The organism is Paenarthrobacter ureafaciens (assembly GCF_004028095.1).
In the GTDB taxonomy this organism is placed as follows: Bacteria; Actinomycetota; Actinomycetes; order Actinomycetales; family Micrococcaceae; genus Arthrobacter; species Arthrobacter ureafaciens.
Genome location: NZ_SBHM01000007.1, coordinates 139314 through 157173 on the forward strand (window position 1 = coordinate 139314; position 17860 = coordinate 157173).

At 64.1% G+C, this 17860-nt stretch carries 19 protein-coding genes; 12 read left to right on the forward strand and 7 right to left on the reverse strand.

Features of this window, described 5'->3' with window-relative positions:
* Positions 1-86: 86 nt before the first annotated feature.
* Positions 87-821 (reverse strand): hypothetical protein, encoded by a 735-nt coding sequence (locus tag AUR_RS04890; RefSeq protein WP_062097513.1) that lies wholly within the window; start codon positions 819-821, stop codon positions 87-89.
* A gap of 261 nt (positions 822-1082) precedes the next feature.
* Between AUR_RS04890 and AUR_RS04895 the strand changes: the two genes are divergently transcribed.
* From AUR_RS04895 to asd, 10 genes are all read left to right on the forward strand, one after another.
* Positions 1083-1781, forward strand: a complete 699-nt coding sequence (locus AUR_RS04895; RefSeq protein ID WP_021472377.1) for a winged helix-turn-helix transcriptional regulator — start codon at positions 1083-1085, stop codon at positions 1779-1781.
* A 226-nt stretch (positions 1782-2007) separates the two neighbouring features.
* Positions 2008-2979, forward strand: a complete 972-nt coding sequence (gene mshD / locus AUR_RS04900) for a mycothiol synthase (RefSeq protein WP_062097515.1) — start codon at positions 2008-2010, stop codon at positions 2977-2979.
* A gap of 104 nt (positions 2980-3083) precedes the next feature.
* Complete coding sequence (locus AUR_RS04905) at positions 3084-5333, forward strand: RNA degradosome polyphosphate kinase (RefSeq protein ID WP_021472375.1); 2250 nt, start codon at positions 3084-3086, stop codon at positions 5331-5333.
* An 8-nt stretch (positions 5334-5341) separates the two neighbouring features.
* A complete protein-coding gene (locus AUR_RS04910) occupies positions 5342-6310 on the forward strand; it encodes an NUDIX hydrolase (RefSeq protein ID WP_021472374.1) in 969 nt (322 codons plus the stop codon).
* Positions 6311-6381: 71 nt separating this feature from the next.
* Positions 6382-8028, forward strand: a complete 1647-nt coding sequence (locus AUR_RS04915; RefSeq protein WP_062097517.1) for a hypothetical protein — start codon at positions 6382-6384, stop codon at positions 8026-8028.
* Positions 8025-8417, forward strand: a complete 393-nt coding sequence (locus AUR_RS04920; RefSeq protein WP_062097519.1) for a GntR family transcriptional regulator — start codon at positions 8025-8027, stop codon at positions 8415-8417. Before AUR_RS04915 ends, AUR_RS04920 begins: the two co-directional genes overlap by 4 nt.
* Positions 8414-9217, forward strand: a complete 804-nt coding sequence (locus AUR_RS04925) for a thymidylate synthase (protein WP_062097521.1) — start codon at positions 8414-8416, stop codon at positions 9215-9217. The genes AUR_RS04920 and AUR_RS04925 overlap by 4 nt, the downstream gene beginning before the upstream one ends.
* Positions 9214-9813: a dihydrofolate reductase gene (locus tag AUR_RS04930; protein ID WP_062097523.1), complete on the forward strand. Its 600-nt coding sequence runs from the start codon at positions 9214-9216 to the stop codon at positions 9811-9813. Before AUR_RS04925 ends, AUR_RS04930 begins: the two co-directional genes overlap by 4 nt.
* A 19-nt stretch (positions 9814-9832) precedes the next feature.
* Positions 9833-10069: an NF038396 family protein gene (locus AUR_RS04935; protein ID WP_031216541.1), complete on the forward strand. Its 237-nt coding sequence runs from the start codon at positions 9833-9835 to the stop codon at positions 10067-10069.
* Between the two features lie 105 nt (positions 10070-10174).
* Positions 10175-11317, forward strand: a complete 1143-nt coding sequence (gene asd / locus AUR_RS04940) for an aspartate-semialdehyde dehydrogenase (RefSeq protein ID WP_062097524.1) — start codon at positions 10175-10177, stop codon at positions 11315-11317.
* A gap of 89 nt (positions 11318-11406) precedes the next feature.
* Here the strand turns inward: asd and AUR_RS04945 are convergent, their stop codons facing one another.
* Positions 11407-12540 (reverse strand): winged helix DNA-binding domain-containing protein, encoded by a 1134-nt coding sequence (locus AUR_RS04945; RefSeq protein ID WP_062097527.1) that lies wholly within the window; start codon positions 12538-12540, stop codon positions 11407-11409.
* 82 nt (positions 12541-12622) lie between these two features.
* On the opposite strand from AUR_RS04945, the gene AUR_RS04950 reads away from it, so the two are divergent.
* Complete coding sequence (locus tag AUR_RS04950; protein ID WP_021472366.1) at positions 12623-13102, forward strand: hypothetical protein; 480 nt, start codon at positions 12623-12625, stop codon at positions 13100-13102.
* Between the two features lie 21 nt (positions 13103-13123).
* Here the strand turns inward: AUR_RS04950 and AUR_RS04955 are convergent, their stop codons facing one another.
* The 5 genes from AUR_RS04955 to AUR_RS04975 form a co-directional block, all read right to left on the reverse strand.
* Entirely contained in the window at positions 13124-14191 is a 1068-nt protein-coding gene (locus AUR_RS04955) for a UDP-N-acetylmuramate dehydrogenase (RefSeq protein ID WP_062097529.1), read from the reverse strand.
* A 72-nt stretch (positions 14192-14263) separates the two neighbouring features.
* Positions 14264-14701, reverse strand: a complete 438-nt coding sequence (locus AUR_RS04960; RefSeq protein WP_021472364.1) for a MaoC family dehydratase — start codon at positions 14699-14701, stop codon at positions 14264-14266.
* Between the two features lie 2 nt (positions 14702-14703).
* Positions 14704-15165 (reverse strand): FAS1-like dehydratase domain-containing protein, encoded by a 462-nt coding sequence (locus AUR_RS04965; RefSeq protein ID WP_021472363.1) that lies wholly within the window; start codon positions 15163-15165, stop codon positions 14704-14706.
* 60 nt (positions 15166-15225) lie between these two features.
* Complete coding sequence (locus tag AUR_RS04970) at positions 15226-15450, reverse strand: DUF3188 domain-containing protein (RefSeq protein WP_062099295.1); 225 nt, start codon at positions 15448-15450, stop codon at positions 15226-15228.
* Between the two features lie 106 nt (positions 15451-15556).
* Complete coding sequence (locus tag AUR_RS04975) at positions 15557-16420, reverse strand: HpcH/HpaI aldolase/citrate lyase family protein (RefSeq protein WP_021472361.1); 864 nt, start codon at positions 16418-16420, stop codon at positions 15557-15559.
* 383 nt (positions 16421-16803) lie between these two features.
* Between AUR_RS04975 and AUR_RS04980 the strand changes: the two genes are divergently transcribed.
* A complete protein-coding gene (locus AUR_RS04980; RefSeq protein ID WP_062097531.1) occupies positions 16804-17859 on the forward strand; it encodes an ABC transporter substrate-binding protein in 1056 nt (351 codons plus the stop codon).
* Position 17860: the final 1 nt, after the last annotated feature.

Sequence of the window (17860 nt, forward strand, 5' to 3'; positions counted from 1 at the left end):
ACCAGGCCATGGCGATGCTGGCAATGCCGAGGAGGACAAGGAAGAAGATTTCAAATGCGAGAACAGACATGATGCCATCCTAACCGTTAGTAGATGAGTAGTTTGTCTATGAAGTACGCCAGGGTTCCGATCGCCCACACGGGCGCAACGCCCATGCCCAGCGCCGCCGGCAGAGTCAGGCGTCCGCGCCGCAACGTGACCATTCGCCGGAAGCAGACCAGCACCGAGCCCGTCGCCACGCCCACCAAAGCAGCAGGAAGAACCGCGATATCCGAGAAAACCAGGCCGGCCAGGGGCGCCATGAGTCCGGCCATGACGATGCCCAGGGGTGCGACGATGCGGTCCGGCCACCTGATGATCCCCACCAGCAACGCCACGGCGGCGGAGAGCCCGGCCACGAGGACCATCTCTTTGACGCCGTTGAACCTTGCTCCGGCGATCCACCCCGCACCAAGGCAGTTGAGCAAAACACCCGCGCTGCAGCCCAGGGTGGACTCAAGGCGTTGGGCCTGCCCTGTCCCCCTGACGAGCTGGATGATGAAAACCGCCATGACGCCCAACGCGATGAAAGCCGGTGTGCCGTCAAGGAAACCCGGGGCGGGAAGGTAGGCCGCGGTGACGGCCGAGCCTGCACCGGCCAGGCCGATGACCGCCGCCAGCGTTTTCTTGGCGGGCACGGCCAGGAAATGCGGCCAGCCGAACCCCACAACGGCCGATGCGACGACGCCGACGCCCACCATGGCTTCCCGGGATACGAAGGTGCTGGCCACGATGGCTGCGAGCGCCACGAGTCCGAATACCCCGATGCTCCAAGACTTCACTGTGTGCCCGACCTCAATTCGATGCGTCTTACGACCTCTCGACAATCCTGCCTTATGGCGGCCCTATATGTCGTAATTCCCGCTTCCGGCCGTCACGAATCCCTGACTGGAAAGGCGCCGGTGGGTATACTCAGACTTCAACGGCGCACTGATTTGCCCTGACCCCGTTACAACGGCCAGGGGCGGTCTTGCCGCCGTGACCGGCCGGTGAAACTCCGGTTTCGACGCCCGATGATGCGCGCACAGCCCATTGGAGGAACTATGTCGCACATCCTGCTCCTGACGAACAGCACCGGATCTTCGGTGGACATCCTGCCTGCCTTGGAGTTGCTGAACCACCGCGTGCACATCCTCCCGGCAGAACCTACAGCCTTGTTGGAGACGGACCCCACGGACATCGTGTTCCTCGACGCCCGCAAGGACCTTGTGGGCGCACGTTCCCTGACCCAGTTGCTGAAGGCAACCGGACTGAGCGCTCCCCTGATGCTGATCCTCACGGAGGGCGGCATGGCTGCCGTGTCCTCGGCATGGTCGGTGGATGACATCGTCCTGGATTCTGCCGGCCCGGCCGAGGTGGAGGCCCGTATCCGCTTGGCCATGGCGCGCGCTGTACCGGGCGAAGAGGAAACCCAAACGGAGATCCGCGCAGCCGGCGTCGTCATTGATGAAGCGAGTTACACGGCCCGCGTAGGCGGCCAGCCACTGAACCTGACCTTCAAGGAATTCGAACTCCTCAAGTACCTGGCGCAGCACCCGGGACGCGTTTTTACCCGCCAGCAGCTGCTGACCGAGGTCTGGGGTTACGACTACTACGGCGGAACGCGGACCGTGGACGTCCACATCCGTCGTCTCCGGGCGAAATTGGGAGTGGACCACGAGAACCTCATCAGCACGGTCCGCAACGTGGGCTACCGGTTGACCCTGGTGCGGCTTCCGGATGACGAGCTGTCGGAAGCGTAGGGCTCCAGGAAACATAAATGCATAGCAGAGAGGGCCGGGAATCAGCTGATTCCCGGCCCTCTCTGTGTGCTGTTGTGGAGGACATACGGGTCGAACGTATCGAAGCCACCCCACTGGTGGGTCCCCCTCGTATCCGGCTTTCAAAGCCGAACGAGTTACCTAAGCTACCCCCGATTGGCGGACACTTCAAATCGCACGGTCCCGCCTTGGCGTATAGCCTTGCATCATGAGTCACGCGCACCCTGAGAACTGGCCTGTACTGTTCGTTGACGGCGCTTTGGATGCCGAGCTGTTTAAGGATTTCAGCACCTTGGGTGCTGCTGCTGCCGAGTCGGATGGAAATCCGCCGCTCTCCGAACAGACGCTGGTGACACTGCGCGGCTCCGACGGCGGTGTACACCGGGTGCTGTCCCTGGCGCTCTACGCCCCCGACGAGGACTCGGACCCTGCCACCGCCGAAGACCTGGCCGGGATCGCCGTCGTCATTGAATCGCCGGACGGTACCGGAGTGCTGGAACTGGCCGTCCACCCTAGCTACCGCAACCGCGGCGTCGCGGGACGGTTGTTGGCTGCCTTGCAGGAGAAGCGTGGATTCGACGGGTTGACGGCTTGGTCGCATGGCAACCATGAGGCCGCTGCCGAACTTGCCTCCCGGTTTGGCTACGGTCCGGTCCGCGAACTGCGGAAGATGCGCTTGATGTCATCTTCGTCTTCGCTGCCCGACGCCGCCCTGCCGCCCGGCGTCACCCTGCGCGCCTTTGTGCCGGGCCAGGACGAGCAAGCCTGGCTGGCCGCCAACCGGGCCGCCTTCGCCCACCACCCGGAGCAGGGCTCCATGACCCTGGCCGATCTGAAGGCCAGGGAGGAAGAGGCCTGGTTCGATCCCGAAGGCTTCCTCCTGGCGGTCGACGCCGACGGCACGTTGCTGGGTTACCACTGGACCAAGGTGCACCCGAAGCAAGGTCCCCATCCGGCCATCGGCGAAGTGTACGTGGTGGGGGTGACGCCGGACGCGCAGGGTTCGGGCTTGGGCAAGGCCCTGACTGTAGCCGGCATCCGGCACCTGCAGGAGAAGGGCCTCCACGCTGTCATGCTGTACGTCGACGCTGACAATGAGGCCGCTGTGGCCCTCTACCGGAAACTTGGCTTCGTCCGGTGGGACACCGACGTCATGTACGGGCCTTTGCCCGGTAATTAGCCTGTGCGGTCCGGACACGGGACCGGGCATGGACATCTTGGAATCGGGTCGCCCAATTGCTTGTAATGTGGGAGGAAACCCAGTCCTGAGCTTAGGAGAAACCCATGCAGCCGGACCCCGTCGGTACCGCCGGACCTACCTCCAAGGGCGCAACGCTGCCCGCGCGCTTCGGCTCATCCGAGGTGCCCGCGTCCCGGGCCACGCAGGACCGGATAGACATCCCCGAGTTTGCGCCCAACCTGGAACCGGAGGGTGATATTTCGCCGGACCGGTTCCTGGACCGCGAGCTCAGCTGGCTGGCTTTCAACTCCCGCGTTCTGGAGTTGGCTGAGGATCCCGATCTTTACCTCCTGGAGCGCGTCAACTTCCTCTCCATTTTTGCTTCCAACCTTGACGAGTTCTTCATGGTCCGGGTGGCCGGCCTCAAGCGCCGTATCGCCACCGGCCTGGCCGTCCCCTCCCCTGCCGGGTTGAGCCCGATTGAGGTACTGGAACAGATCGGCGAGGAAGCCCACAAACTGCAGGAACGGCATGCCCGGGTATTTGCCGAGCAGATCCGTCCGGCTTTGGCCTTCGAGCACATCCACGTCATGCACTGGAACGAACTCGACGAGGAGGCGCGCCACCGCCTCAGCGCCCTGTTCCAGGAGAAGGTCTTCCCCATCCTCACGCCGCTCGCAGTGGACCCGGCGCACCCGTTCCCCTACATCTCCGGCCTGTCCCTGAACCTGGCGGTGATCGTCAGCAACCCGATCAGCGACAAAGAGCTGTTCGCCCGCGTGAAGGTTCCGGACCAGCTGCCGCGGCTGATCTCCGTGGATGGTCCCCGCGCCGGCGCCATCCCGGGCAGGGTGGCCCGGTTCATCGCCCTCGAAGAACTGATCGCCGTCCACTTGGACACGCTCTTCCCGGGCATGGAAGTTTTGGAGCACCACACCTTCCGCGTCACCCGCAACGAGGACGTCGAGGTGGAAGAGGACGACGCCGAGAACCTCCTGCAGGCGCTGGAGAAGGAACTCCTGCGCCGCCGGTTCGGTCCGCCCGTCCGGTTGGAAGTCACCACCGATATCAACCCGAACGTCAGGGCCTTGCTGGTCCGCGAGCTTGGCGTGGACGAGTCCGAGGTCTACTCGGTACCCGCTCCGCTGGACCTTCGCGGGCTTTCCGTCATCGCTGGCATTGACCGCCCGGATCTGCACTACCCCAAGCACGTGCCGCACACCTCGCGGTACCTCAACGAATCGGAGACGTCCAAGGCGGCCAACGTCTTTGCTGCCATGAGGCGGCGGGACATCCTGCTCCACCACCCGTACGACTCCTTCTCCACCTCGGTCCAGGCCTTCCTCGAGCAAGCCGCCGCGGACCCGAAGGTCCAGGCGATCAAGCAGACGCTGTACCGCACCTCCGGCGATTCCCCGATCGTGGATGCCTTGATCGACGCCGCCGAAGCGGGCAAGCAGGTCCTGGCCCTGGTGGAGATCAAGGCCCGCTTCGACGAACAGGCCAACATCTCCTGGGCCCGCAAGCTGGAGCAGGCCGGCGTCCACGTGGTGTACGGCATCGTGGGCCTGAAGACCCACTGCAAGCTGTCACTGGTGGTGCGGCAGGAAGTGGACGGCCTCCGCAGGTACTGCCACATCGGTACCGGCAACTACCATCCCAGGACGGCGCGCTACTACGAGGACCTCGGCCTGCTGACCTCAAACGAACAAGTGGGCGAGGACCTCTCCAAGCTGTTCAACCAGCTCTCCGGATACGCCCCCAAGTCCACGTTCAAGCGGCTGCTCGTTGCGCCGCGCTCAGTGCGTTCAGGACTGATTGACCGGATCGAAACAGAAATCCGCAATGCGCGCAACGGTGTGGCCGCACGTGTCCAGATCAAGGTCAACTCGATGGTGGACGAAGCCATCATCGATGCCCTGTACCGCGCATCCCAGGCCGGAGTGAAGGTGGACGTCGTGGTGCGCGGCATCTGCTCCCTGCGGCCGGGTGTGCCCGGCCTCAGCGAAAACATCACGGTGCGCTCCATCCTGGGACGGTTCCTTGAGCACTCCCGGGTGTTCGCCTTCGCCAACGGTGGAGAACCCGTGGTGTACATCGGCTCTGCCGACATGATGCACCGCAACCTGGACCGCCGGGTTGAGGCACTGGTCCAGTTGGCCAGCCGGGAGGACGTGAACACGGTCCTTGACTTGATGCGCCGCTACATGGACGACTCCACCGCCAGTTGGCACTTGGATAATGAAGGTCATTGGACCCGGCATCACCTTGATGAGAAGGGCGAGCCCCTCCTGGATATGCAGTCCTGGCTCTTGGCCTCCCGCTCCCGCCAGCGGGCAGCAGCACGGCGGTAAGGAACAACTTGAACAGCGACACACCTGTGGCCGACCAGACCGACCACCCGGGAGAACCCGTGGCCGTCGTCGCGGCTGGCGCGATCCCGTGGCGCATCAAGAAAGGCGCCTTGGAGGTGCTGCTCATCCACCGGCCGCGGTACGACGATTGGTCCTGGCCCAAGGGCAAGATCGACGACGGCGAGACGGTTCCCGAGTGTGCGGTCCGGGAGGTCCGGGAAGAGATCGGGCTCGAGGCAACGCTTGGAATCCCCTTGCCGCCCATTCATTACCACGTCAACGCTGGCCTCAAAGTGGTGCACTACTGGGCCATGCGGGTCAACGGTGAGCAGCTCCGGCCCGACGGCAAAGAGGTGGACAGCGTCATGTGGTGCGCGCCGGACAGGGCCGCCAAATACCTGAGCAACCCCTCTGACGTGGCACCCTTGGAGTATCTGGAGAAGGCCCATACCAGGGGCGAACTGGACACATGGCCATTGGTCCTGGTCCGGCACGCCAAAGCCAAACCGAGGTCTTCCTGGACCAAGGCCGAAGGCGACCGCCCCTTGGCAGCCACCGGGAAACGGCAAGCAGTGGCTGTGCAACGGCTCCTGCAGGGGTGGAAGCCGCAGCGCGTCGTGACCAGCCCATGGGTGCGATGCGTGGCAACGATTGCCCCGTATGCCAAAGCGAGCAAAGCCAAGGTGAAGCTCGTGGAGGCGCTGACGGAGCACAACCACGAACGCTCGCCCAAGAAGACGGCTGCCGCCGTGGAGGCCCTGTTCGACAAGCAAGTGCCCGTGGCCCTGTGCACGCACCGTCCCGCCTTGCCGACCGTACTCAAGCAATTGGGCCGACACATGGGCGATGATCTGCGCAGCAGGCTCCCCGGCGCGGACCCGTACCTCTCGCCCGGGGAGGTCATCGTCTGCCATGTGGCCCGTGGCAGCGAGCGCAAGGTGGTCTCCGTGGAGCAATTCAAGCCGTTCGACGACTAGACCGGGTTGACCCCACCAACTTTGTATCAAATACTTGACACAAAGTTAGAAGACTTTGGGGGGTCTCATCTGTGTTGTCCTTTAATCTGCCGCCGCTGGTCTTGCTGGGCCCGTTGATAGGCGCGGTCCTCGTTTACCTCTTTCTCCGTGTTCAGGTGTGGTCCGCACCTGATGCGAAATCCGTGGAGTCGCACGGCCTCTGGGTGGGCATTATCGGTTGGATGGCCAGCTCGTTGCAGGCCGCCATGAACACGGGGATCCTCAAGGCAAACCCGTCCGTACCGGGCGCGCCGGTTACGCCTGAGCAGATCTTCCCCGCCCTCGCGTGGCCGGTGGTTGCCGCCCTGGCCGTGCACGCGCTCGGTCAGTGGAGCTACCCCGCACCCAAGGCGCCCCGCAGGTATGCCGAACTTACGGTCCGCAGGATCCGCGACTTCCTTCCCCGCAGGCTGGCATGGTGGACGGCAGGGATCTTTGGCTATGCGGCCGTGGCCATCATCCGGGTTGGCTCACTGCCCGCCTACGACCCTGTGCTTCCAACTTCTGCGCCCCCACAGGGACCGGAGTACAACGGCTATGCGGGGCAGGGCCAGGATGGCAGGATCCCGGGATGTGAACTCTCCGCGTGGCTTGGTGGCTCCCTGCTGGTCCTGGCGATCGGGACCTGGTTGTGCCTGATGTTGATCGCGCATCGACGCCAACTGGAAGCACTCGACACCAACGACAACCGGGTCCTCCGGTCCATTGCCGCAAACAGGTTGCTCCGGACCGTGGCCACCATTGCTGCGGGCCTCGCAGCAATCGCCGGGAACTTCGCGTCCCTCCCCCAACCCGGCACCACGTGGCAGTCGTCGTGGTTCAACCTGCTGGGGCTCGCCAACATCATTGTTCTTTTGGTCATGTGGTGGTGGAAGGTCCCCGTTCTCTCCTCGCTACAAGCGGATCGAAAGACCACCAGTGCAGCCTCGCTCCGCTCCGACCCGGGAACACCCGGCGCAGCCCGGATCAGCGTCTCCCTGGGACCCGTGGTGGGAATTGCCGGTATCTTGCCGCTGATAAGCATGGTCATCTGGGCCGGTTATATTCCGGCAACGGGCGGACGGCCGCTGATCTTGCCGGTTCTCGTGGCCGTCATGGCTACCTCTGTGTTGCTGGTCATCATCGGCGGTGAACTCCTGACCGCCCGAAACTATGGCAACTCGCAAGCGCCCGGGAATTGGCCGCAACGGGCTCTTTCCCGCGGCTTGCTCGCCTTCGCAGTGGTGGCCGCAGCCCTATGGACTGTCGCCGTCATCCTGACAGGCATCGGGCAGGCTTTGGTGAACGGTGCAGCGACGTGGCCCATGGATCTATTGATCGCAGTTGGGGTCAGCGCAGTCGGCGCAGCTGCCATCCTCACCGCCCGGTTTCGCCGCCGTATCTCCGGGGACATGGCCGAGCACGGACTGGACTCCGCACTGCGGGCCATCGCGATGTACCGCATCGTCCGCACACTGGCGGCCTTCTTCCTCGCGGAAGCCGGAGCTGTTCTGCTGACCAACCCGGAAGCATGGGGCACCCTGATTCCCTGGTCCGACAACATCGCCCCCGGCCCCAGTATGTTGATCGGCGCACTCCTGGCTGCCACTGCCGTGGTTACCGCCGTTACGCCCGTCCGGAGCCTGTTGGGCAGGATCCCCAGGAACAACGACGACAAACAAAGCCAGCCCACGTCGTGACGGCCGCCATCAGGCTGGATTTGGACGATCCGGTCCCTCCCTATGAACAGATCCGCCGGCAACTCCGCTCCTCGATAACCGTCGGAGCCCTTGAACCCGGCAGCCGGCTGCCAACAGTCCGCAGCCTGGCCGCGGACCTTGGGATCGCCGCCGGGACGGTCGCGCGCGCCTACAAGGAACTGGAGCGGTCAGGCCTGATTGAATCACGACGGCGGAACGGAACCATCGTCGTCGGACCCCCTCGGGCCACGCCCGGCCAGCCGGGTGGAGAACCGGCGGTGATGGCCGCCGTCGACGGCTTGATCCACGTGGCCAGGGAGGCTGGCGTGAGCGATTCAACGCTCGTCGACCTGCTGCGGGGACGGCTTGCCAGTAAGCTTGATCCGTGAGCATTCCCACCCCTTATGAAGACCTTCTGCGCGATGTCATGGCCAATGGCACGCACAAATCGGACCGCACCGGGACGGGGACGCGGAGCGTGTTCGGGCGCCAGTTGCGCTTCGACCTGGCCACAAGCTTCCCGCTGATCACCACCAAGAGGGTGCACTTCAAGTCCGTGGCAGTGGAGCTCCTGTGGTTCCTTCGCGGAGACTCCAACGTGAAGTGGATGCAGGACCAGGGCGTCACCATCTGGGATGAGTGGGCAGACGCCGACGGTGAGCTCGGACCGGTGTACGGCGTCCAGTGGCGCAGTTGGCCTACACCCGACGGCGGGCACATTGACCAGATTTCCGAGGTCATGAAGAGCCTGCACAACAACCCGGATTCCCGCAGGCACATCGTGTCGGCATGGAACGTTTCCGAGCTCAAGGACATGGCCCTGCCTCCGTGCCACGCGTTCTTCCAGTTCTACGTTGCTGACGGCAAGTTGTCCTGCCAGCTGTACCAGCGTTCGGCGGACACCTTCCTGGGAGTGCCCTTCAACATTGCTTCGTACGCGCTGCTCACTCGAATGGTGGCCCAGCAGCTAGATCTGGAACCCGGCGAGTTCATCTGGACCGGCGGCGACGTCCACGTTTATGACAACCACGTGGACCAGGTGGCCGAGCAGCTCAGCCGGGAGCCGTACGCCTACCCGCAGCTGAAGATCCTGCGCAAGCCCGACTCCATCTTCGACTACACCCTTGAGGACTTCGAGGTTGTCGACTACCGCCACCACCCCACTATCAAGGCACCGATCGCCGTATGAGCACTCCCTCCGAAGAGACCAACGCGCAACTTCCCGGCCTCATTTTCACCCGGGAAACTGCAGCATCCATGACCGGGATCGGCATGATCTGGGCACAGACCAAAGCCGGCGTCATCGGCAAGGACGGCAGTATGCCGTGGCACTTGCCCGAGGACCTCAAGCACTTCAGCCAACTGACAACGGGGCACCCCGTGATCATGGGCCGGAAGACCTGGGAGTCCTTCCCGGACAAGTACCGGCCGCTGCCCGGGCGCACCAACATCGTGGTGACCCGCAACCAGGACTGGGCCTCGACGCCCGGGGCGGAAGGCGCCGTCGTGGCTTCCTCCCTGGACGCAGCCCTGCTTGAGTCCCAGTTCGCGCCGGGTGGCCAGAAGGTCTGGATCATCGGCGGCGGGGAAATTTTCGAACAATCGATGGGCATCGCCAACCTTGCGGTCATCACCATCATTGACGCCGAACTCGAAGGCGACACCTTCGCCCCCGAACTTGGCGAGGACTGGACGTTCGACTCCGTAGCCCCTCACGAGGATTGGTACACGGCGAAAAACGGCACCAAATACCGGTTCACGTCGTGGCGCCGGACCGAAAGCTAGGAACCGGATCATGCAGGCAATACTCAAGAAACCTGAAACCCTCTTCGTCCTGGGGTACATGCTGTTGCCCCTCCTTGCGCTGCTGTCAGCGATCGTTGGGCTGACCATGATCCTGGGCGGCAACAAGATCGCCGGAATCATCGTCCTGGTGGTGGTGACCCAGGTCTTCGCCTTCGGTGCGTTCTTCGCCCTTCGCGCGCGCAAAGCTGCCCTCGCGGAGGGTAACGGCCTGCAGGATTACGACGCCGGACGCTAGCACCGCCGCCGGCCCGCCCGGCGCCGTCCCTGGGTCCGCCGTCGTACGTTGTGCGGGTGATGTAACCAACAGCGTCAGGCGGCGTCGAAAGTTTAGACTGGTTCAATGACTACAGCAGCTAATCCGTCCGTAGGACTGGTCGGTTGGCGTGGCATGGTCGGCTCCGTCCTGATGCACCGCATGCAGGAAGAGAACGACTTCGCCAACATCAACCCGGTATTTTTCTCCACCTCGAACGCAGGAGGTGCCGCCCCGTCGTTCGCTGATGGGGCCGGCAAGCTCGAGGATGCGTTCGATATTGAGACGCTTGCCAAGCTGCCGATTATTGTCACCGCACAGGGCGGCGACTACACCAAGCAGGTCCACGGCGAACTCCGCAGACGTGGCTGGGACGGCCTCTGGATCGACGCCGCCTCCACCCTCCGCATGAACGACGATTCGATCATCGTGCTGGATCCGATCAACCGCGACGTCATCGATGCCGGGCTCTCCGGCGGCGTGAAGGACTTCATCGGCGGCAACTGCACGGTTTCCTGCATGCTGATGGGCCTCGGCGGGCTGTTCAAGAACAACCTCGTGGAGTGGGGTACGTCCATGACGTACCAGGCCGCTTCCGGTGGCGGCGCCCGCCACATGCGCGAGCTCCTGAACCAGTTCGGCACGCTCAACAACGAGGTCAGCAGCGAACTCGAGGACCCCGCTTCCGCCATCCTTGAGATCGACCGCAAGGTCCTGGCTACCCAGCGCACCGGCGTTGACGCCACCCAGTTCGGTGTCCCGCTGGCCGGCTCCCTGATTCCATGGATTGATGCCGACCTCGGCAACGGCCAGTCCAAGGAAGAATGGAAGGCCGGCGTCGAGACCAACAAGATCCTCGGTACCGGCAAGGGCACCGCAGGCAAGGAGCACATCGCCATGGACGGGCTGTGTGTCCGCATTGGTGCGATGCGTTCGCACTCGCAGGCCCTGACCCTCAAGCTCCGCGAGGACCTGTCCGTCACGGAGATCGAGAACCTCCTGGCCAAGGACAACGAGTGGGCCAAGGTTGTGCCCAACACCAAGGAAGCCTCCATGGCCGAGCTGACCCCCGTGGCAGCGTCCGGCACGCTGGACATCCCGGTTGGCCGTATCCGCAAGCTCGAAATGGGCCCGGAATACATCAGCGCCTTCACCGTGGGCGACCAGCTCCTGTGGGGTGCGGCCGAACCGCTGCGCCGCATGCTGAACATCGTGACGGGCAAGCTCTAGGCTTTCCCGTTCCGGAACCCGCTTTTCCCTTGCTTCACGGCGAGGGAAGGGCGGGTTTTCCGTTTAAGGGAACCGGCGCGTACCCGGGGTCAGCTCTCCATGAACTTCAGGTAGGCACGGGCCTGCGCCAGGAAGGACCGTTCCGCAGACGGTCCAAGTGTTCCCGTGAACGGTTCCGGGACCACTCCGGCTGACTTCCCTGTTCCCGTCCTGGCCCACGTCCCCACCACGCCACCCCCGGCAACGATGATCCGTTTGAAGACCCCGTTCTTGCCGGGCACTACAAGTTCGGCATACTCAGGAGCGAGCACCAGGCTCCGGTCCTGGTAACCGAGCAGGAATTCGTCAAACCCGGGGAGGGCCAGCACCGAGCGGGCGCCGGGAACGCCGTCGTCGAGCATTGCAGCCGTCTCCTGCGACATCCAGTAGCTTGCATCCCCGAACGGCAGCTCCACCAATTGATTCTGGACGGCGCTCAGCGCCGCCCGGGCCTCGCTGAGCGGCACCTGGGTCCACCACGCGAAGTCGCGGACAGTGGCCGGGCCATGGCTGTGGATGTAGCGGAGGAACCATTCGGCGATGCCGGGCTCGCGATCCACGGCACGTGAGTCCCTGATCCACTGGTCGAAAGGGACAAACAACTGCTGCACCCCCGCATTGCCTTTGGTTCCGGCCATGGGCCCCTGGACCAGTGACGCCTCCTGGCACAAACAAGCTATGAGGTGGATGCCCCGTTGGGCTTTGGTGACCTGGCCCGCTTCCTCGAACGCCGCGAATAGCTGCTCCCGGCTGGCGCCTGCTGCCTCAGTGTCCCTCGACAGGGTGGCAATGGTCTCCAAAGCCACGTCGCGGGCATGACTGATGTCATCCGGTGTGATGTTCAGTACACGGTGCCTGGTCCGCAGTGACTGCAGGAGCCGCCCGCTGGTGATTCCCAGCATCCACCGCAGGTCCTCCGGCGCCACCAAATGCAACGTACCGCGCATCGGCCAGGACCGGACCACGGTCCCGGCGTCCAGCGCCGCCCGGACCTCGGAGGCTCCCGGTCCCGCCACCCTCTGGCCAACCGCCCACAGCGCATGACCCAGATCCTGGGCTTGCATGGCAGTCATCCACCGGACGGCGTCGGGAACAGAAGCACGCTTCCCGCCCAACAGACCCTGGTTGGCGAGCCGCAGACGGCCGATCACGGCAGGTGTGGGGCTCCGCTTCCCGATAGGCATGCTCCATCCTAAAGCCGCCGACCACAGCGAACATTGCCCTGCCTCCCAGCCGCCTTCCAGACGCGTTGCCTAGGATTGCTACATGCTCTTTGGTGATCTGGCTCCGCTGGTGCGGCCGCTCAGCCGCCGGTTGGCTGCCGCCGGCTGGTGCTGCAGCGGCGTCGGCTTGGTGGCCGGACTGATCGTTGCCGTAGGCACGGGAGTACGGCTTTCACCCTCAATGCAAAGCATCCAGCTCGCCGGAATCGTGGCAACAGCCCTGGCCGCGCTGCTGCTCGGCGTCGCAGCCCTCCTCCAGCCCGTCTCACCGCGGGACGGCGACGCGCCCGAGCCGTGGTTCTATCCGGCCGCAGCGGCACAGGTGCGCAGTTTCCTGCTGGGATCCATAGTGATGATGCTCGGATTGGTGGGCTTTGCCACCGCGGGCCTTTTCCTCCCCAGCGGACCGTCGCCGCAGAGCATCGCATTCAGCCAGATCTTCCTGCTGGGTTCTGTCAGCTGCGGGCTGACGTTCCTGCTGCTGAACAAAGTGCTGCCCATCGCGGAGCGCCGGACGCGCTAACGCGCTGACCAGGGCCGGAAGCTACAGCGAAACGCCGATCAGCAGCGGTTCGGGGTGCAGTTCAATCCCAAAGCGATCCACGACGCCGGAACGCACCTCGCGCGCAATGGCCGCCATGTCCGCAGCCGAGGCGGAGCCACGGTTGGTGATGGCCAAGGTGTGCTTGGTGGACAGCGATGCCCTGCCCCCGGAAACACTGGACTCCTCCAGCCCGTAGCCCTTGCCGAATCCTGCACGGTCAATCAACCAGGCGGCGGACAGTTTCACCAACCCGTCGGATCCTGCCGGGTACCTGGGGGCGTCCGCAGGCAACGCCTCGGCCTGTTCCTTGGACACGATCGGATTAGTGAAGAACGAACCCGTTGAGTAGGTGTCGCGATCGTCGGCGTCCAGCACCATGCCCTTGGACGCACGCAGCCTGAGCACCTCCCGCCGGACATCGTTGGAATACGCCCGTTTGCCCACCTCGACCCCGAGCACGCGGGCAAGTTCGGCGTAGCGGATGGGGGCGCTCATCCTGCCCAGCGGCAGTTGGAATTCAACCGTGAGGACCACGAACCGCGGCGAACCCTCCACAGTGGTCTGCTTCAGGATGGAGTCACGGTAGCCGAACGTGAGCTCGGAGTTGGTGAAGGTGCGGACTGCGTTGCTTTCCCGGTCCCACGTTCGTACGGCAGCAATGGTCTGCGAAACATCAGCACCGTAGGCTCCTACGTTTTGGACCGGGGTGGCTCCCGTTGCGCCGGGAATCCCGGAGAGCGCTTCCAGGCCGGACCAGGCGTGCTTCACGGCGTGTTCAACCAAGGCATCCCAGTTGTGTCCTGCCTGGACCACCACGGAGACTCCCCCGCAGCTGTCCTCGGCGTTGACTGTGAAGCCCTCGGAAGAGATTTTGAGGACTGTACCGGGGTAGCCGTCGTCGGAGATCAATAGATTGGATCCGCCGCCGATGATGAGGAGCTTCTCCCCCGCGGCGTCAGCCGAGCGGACGGCGTCGATGATTTCCGCCTCGGTACGTGCCTCCACAAAGGTGCCGGCGGGGCCGCCCACGGCAGCTGTGGTCAATTCGGAAAGCAGCGTCTGGGTCACCCATCAAGCCTATCGGGGTTTGGGCCGGGGCTCCGCCGCAAGCACGCGGCAGAGACCCGGTCCCTGCAATACCTAGGAGAGCTTGACCACTGCCTGCGACTTCATGAGGACCTTCTGGCCGGCGGCCACCACGGTGAGGTCAATGCGGGCGGTACCCGCCTCGGCGTCGAGCGCACCCACCGCGCCGGTCACCTCGATGACCGCTCCGGGCTCATCCGTTCCCGTGGTGTCGGTCACCAGCACCGGCTTGGTGAAGCGGGTCTGGTAGTCAGCGACGGCGGCCGGATCGCCTGCCCAGTCGCTGACCAGCTGTACCGCTGCACCCATGGTGAACATGCCGTGGGCGATGACGCCGGGAAGTTCCACTGACGTGGCGAATGCCTCGTTCCAATGGATGGGGTTGAAGTCTCCGGAAGCACCTGCGTATTTGACCAGGTCCTGGCGGGTGACTTCGATGGTGCGGTTGCCAATTTCCTGGCCGACTGCCAGGTCTGCGAAAACGGGGCTCATGGTTACTGTCCCTCTCCCCGGACCAGGATGGACGAGGTGGTGGTTGCGACCTTTTCACGGCTGTCACCGTCGGCCAGGGCAAAGATTTCCGAACGCGTGGTGATCATGGCGCCGCCTCCCATGGCGCGTACGCCGTCGACGTGCAGCTCGGCTACCAGACGGTCCCCGGCGACGATCGGGCGATGGTGCGTGAAGCGCTGGTCTGCGTGGACAACGCGGGAGAAATCGATCCCGGCTTCGGGATCCTCCACCAGCTGCGCGTCAGCACGCTGGGCAATGATGATGGCAAACGTGGGAGGCGCCACGAGGTCGCGATGGCCCAGGGCCCGCGCCGTTTCGACGTCGAAGTGCGCCTGGTGGGTGGCCTTTACTGCCTTGGCGAACTCGCGGATTTTCTCACGGCCGACGTCGTAAACCTCTGCGGCAGGGTAGCTGCGGCCCTGCAGGTCCGGATTGATACTCATGGTCCAACCCTATCGGGCGGACGCACGGAGACAGGTGTGGGCACCACCCTGTGAAGAAGGCTATTTCTTGTAGCTCTTGCGGATCTGCTGGCCGCGGATCACGAGTCCGGTGACATGGAGTACCAGGCCCAGGCCGAGGACGCCCAGGGATGCCATGGCGAGTCCTTGGTTGCCCGAGGTGTTTGCGGCGATGGACAGGATGACGCCTGCCGCAATGAGTCCCATGGCGCTGAAAACCAGCACTTTGTACCCGGTGGAGGCGTTGGCCCAGAATTCGTTCAGCACCATCCAAGTCTACCGGGCGCGTTGCAGGGCTTCGCCGAGGGGTTAGTTCTCACGGGTAAAGCTCACGGTGAGTGCCGGGATCTAACCCCTCGGCGAAGGAATACGCCTAGAGGGAAGGCTGGACCCCGAAGGCCACCGCGAGCTTCATGATCTTTTCTGCACGGCCCAGGCGCGGCAGGTCTGAGCCGTCGCGGATGACACGGCCGTTGGCCTCGAAGTCGTTCATGAAATCGGTCGCCCAGGCGACGTCCGACGGCGTTGGGCTGATGACCTCGTTGATGACCGTGGTCTGGTCAATGGCCAGGCAGAGCTTGCCGGTCATGCCCATGGTCACGGTGATGCCGGTCTGCTCACGGAGGATGGGGTGGTTGGTGCCGACGGTGGGTCCGTCGATGGGACCCGGAAGGTTGCCGACGCGGCTGGCGACCACGAGCTTGGCCCGCGGGTAAGCCATGGCTTCCGGAGTTGCTGCCATGCCGGTGTCGCGGCGGAAATCACCGGAACCGAAGGCCAGGCGGAAGGCACCCTGGGCGCGGGCGATGTGGTTGGCTTCCTCGATGCCGAGGGCGGATTCAACCAGCGGAATGACCGGGGTCTTGCCGTCCATCCGGTGGAAAGACTCGGTCACCTGGTCGGCGGATTCGGTCTTGGCCAGCATGACACCGAGCAAGCCAGGGGTGCCGCGCAGCCCGGCGAGGTCATCGGCCCAGAAAGGGCTGGTGGCGTCATTGATGCGGACCCATGCCTGGCCGCCGGCGGTCAGCCAGTTGACCACGTTCTCCCGGGCGGTGTCCTTCTGCGACGGGTCAACGGCGTCCTCGATGTCGAGGATGATGGCATCTGCCCGTGAGCCTGCGGATTCGTCGAAAAGTTCCGTCTTCATGGCATTCACGAGGAGCCAGGAACGGGCGATATCGGCAGGGATGTTACGGGTGGGCCGAACTGATTCGGCGGCGATGCTAGAGGTCATGTATCTACCGTATCCGTCCTGCGGCCCGGGCGACGAAGAAATCAGTCCGCTTGTGAGGATCAATACGAACTAAACCCGTTATGACTGTGGGGTCCCACAGTATGGGCGTTCGACGGCGGTCCGCGCCAGTCATGCCCGGCCCGCCGGTAGTTCTTTGTCACCGGACGGAACACTCCCGTCAAAGGGATCAACACAGCGAAGTATGTGTCCATTCGTTGCCACCCAAGGCCCGGTATTTCGCCTCGTTGCCTGTTGTTTCCCCGGGTTTACCGCGGTTACCGCCGCGCTTTCCTACCACCCGCCACATGGGCTTACATCGTTCCCAAGCCGGTGAAGCCTCCGGCCCCCCGAACACCGAACAACAACTCCCGAAAGTAGCTCCCATGAAACTGCAACTGCCCCTGCTGAGCGTCGCGGCCGCCGTCGTACTAGCCCTGACGGTCTCCGGCTGCGGCGGTTCAGCCGAAGCCGGTCCGGCCGACCCGTCCGCCCAAGTCAAGGAACTTCGCTACCAAGGTTCGGCGAACAACGTGACCTTCCCGGAACTGGCAGCAGACCTGGGTTACCTGGGTGACATCAAGCTCAACTGGGTGGGCAACACCACCAGCGGCCCGCAGGACATCCAGTCCGCCGCCACCAACCAGACGGACTTCGGCGGCGCGTTCTCCGGCGCGGTGGTCAAACTCATCGAAGCGGGCTCCCCCGTCAAGGCCGTCACCAACTACTACGGCTCGGACCAGAAAACCTTCAGCGGGTACTACGTCAAAGCCGACAGCGACATCAAGGGTCCCAAGGACCTGATCGGGAAGAAGGTGGCCGTCAATACCCTCGGAGCCCACCACGAGGCCGTGATCAATACCTGGCTGACGAAGAACGGACTCAGCCAGGACGAGATCAAGCAAGTCCAACTGGTGCCTTTGGCCCCGAATGACACGGAAGAAGCGATCCGCCGCGGGCAGGTGGACGTTGGAACGCTCGGCGGCGTCCTGCAGGACCGCGCCGTCGAAGCAGGCGGCCTCCGCTCCCTGTTCAGCGATGTGGAACTGTTCGGCACGTTCGCCGGCGGCCAGATCGTCTTCCGCACCGACTTCATCCAGAAGAATCCGGGCACCACACGCACCTTCACCACCGGAGTTGCCAAGGCCATCAAGTGGGCAGCTGAAACGCCCCGCGACGAGGTCATAGCCCGGTTCGCCAAGATCATCGAGGGCCGGGGCCGCAACGAGAGTACGGCCAACCTGAAGTTCTGGAAGAGCCCCGGTGTTCCCGACGCCGGCGTGATCACGGATTCGGACTTCACCAAGTGGGAAGCGTGGCTCAACTCCTCGGGCATCGTGAAGGGCGATCTCACGCCGTCCAAGTACTACACCAACGACTACAACGGGCTCGCCGGTGGCTCCGCGGACACTGCGACTACAAGCACTGCGAAGAAGGGATAGC

Bases quoted from the DNA above. Each gene is read 5' to 3' on its own strand.
- AUR_RS04975 (WP_021472361.1), bottom strand. From the start codon at position 16,420: ATGACCTCTAGCATCGCCGCCGAATCAGTTCGGCCCACCCGTAACATC.
- AUR_RS04945 (WP_062097527.1), bottom strand. From the start codon at position 12,540: ATGCCTATCGGGAAGCGGAGCCCCACACCTGCCGTGATCGGCCGTCTG.
- AUR_RS04895 (WP_021472377.1), top strand. From the start codon at position 1,083: ATGTCGCACATCCTGCTCCTGACGAACAGCACCGGATCTTCGGTGGAC.
- mshD (WP_062097515.1), top strand. From the start codon at position 2,008: ATGAGTCACGCGCACCCTGAGAACTGGCCTGTACTGTTCGTTGACGGC.
- AUR_RS04930 (WP_062097523.1), top strand. From the start codon at position 9,214: ATGAGCACTCCCTCCGAAGAGACCAACGCGCAACTTCCCGGCCTCATT.
- asd (WP_062097524.1), top strand. From the start codon at position 10,175: ATGACTACAGCAGCTAATCCGTCCGTAGGACTGGTCGGTTGGCGTGGC.
- AUR_RS04960 (WP_021472364.1), bottom strand. From the start codon at position 14,701: ATGAGCCCCGTTTTCGCAGACCTGGCAGTCGGCCAGGAAATTGGCAAC.
- AUR_RS04905 (WP_021472375.1), top strand. From the start codon at position 3,084: ATGCAGCCGGACCCCGTCGGTACCGCCGGACCTACCTCCAAGGGCGCA.
- AUR_RS04965 (WP_021472363.1), bottom strand. From the start codon at position 15,165: ATGAGTATCAATCCGGACCTGCAGGGCCGCAGCTACCCTGCCGCAGAG.
- AUR_RS04980 (WP_062097531.1), top strand. From the start codon at position 16,804: ATGAAACTGCAACTGCCCCTGCTGAGCGTCGCGGCCGCCGTCGTACTA.
- AUR_RS04950 (WP_021472366.1), top strand. From the start codon at position 12,623: ATGCTCTTTGGTGATCTGGCTCCGCTGGTGCGGCCGCTCAGCCGCCGG.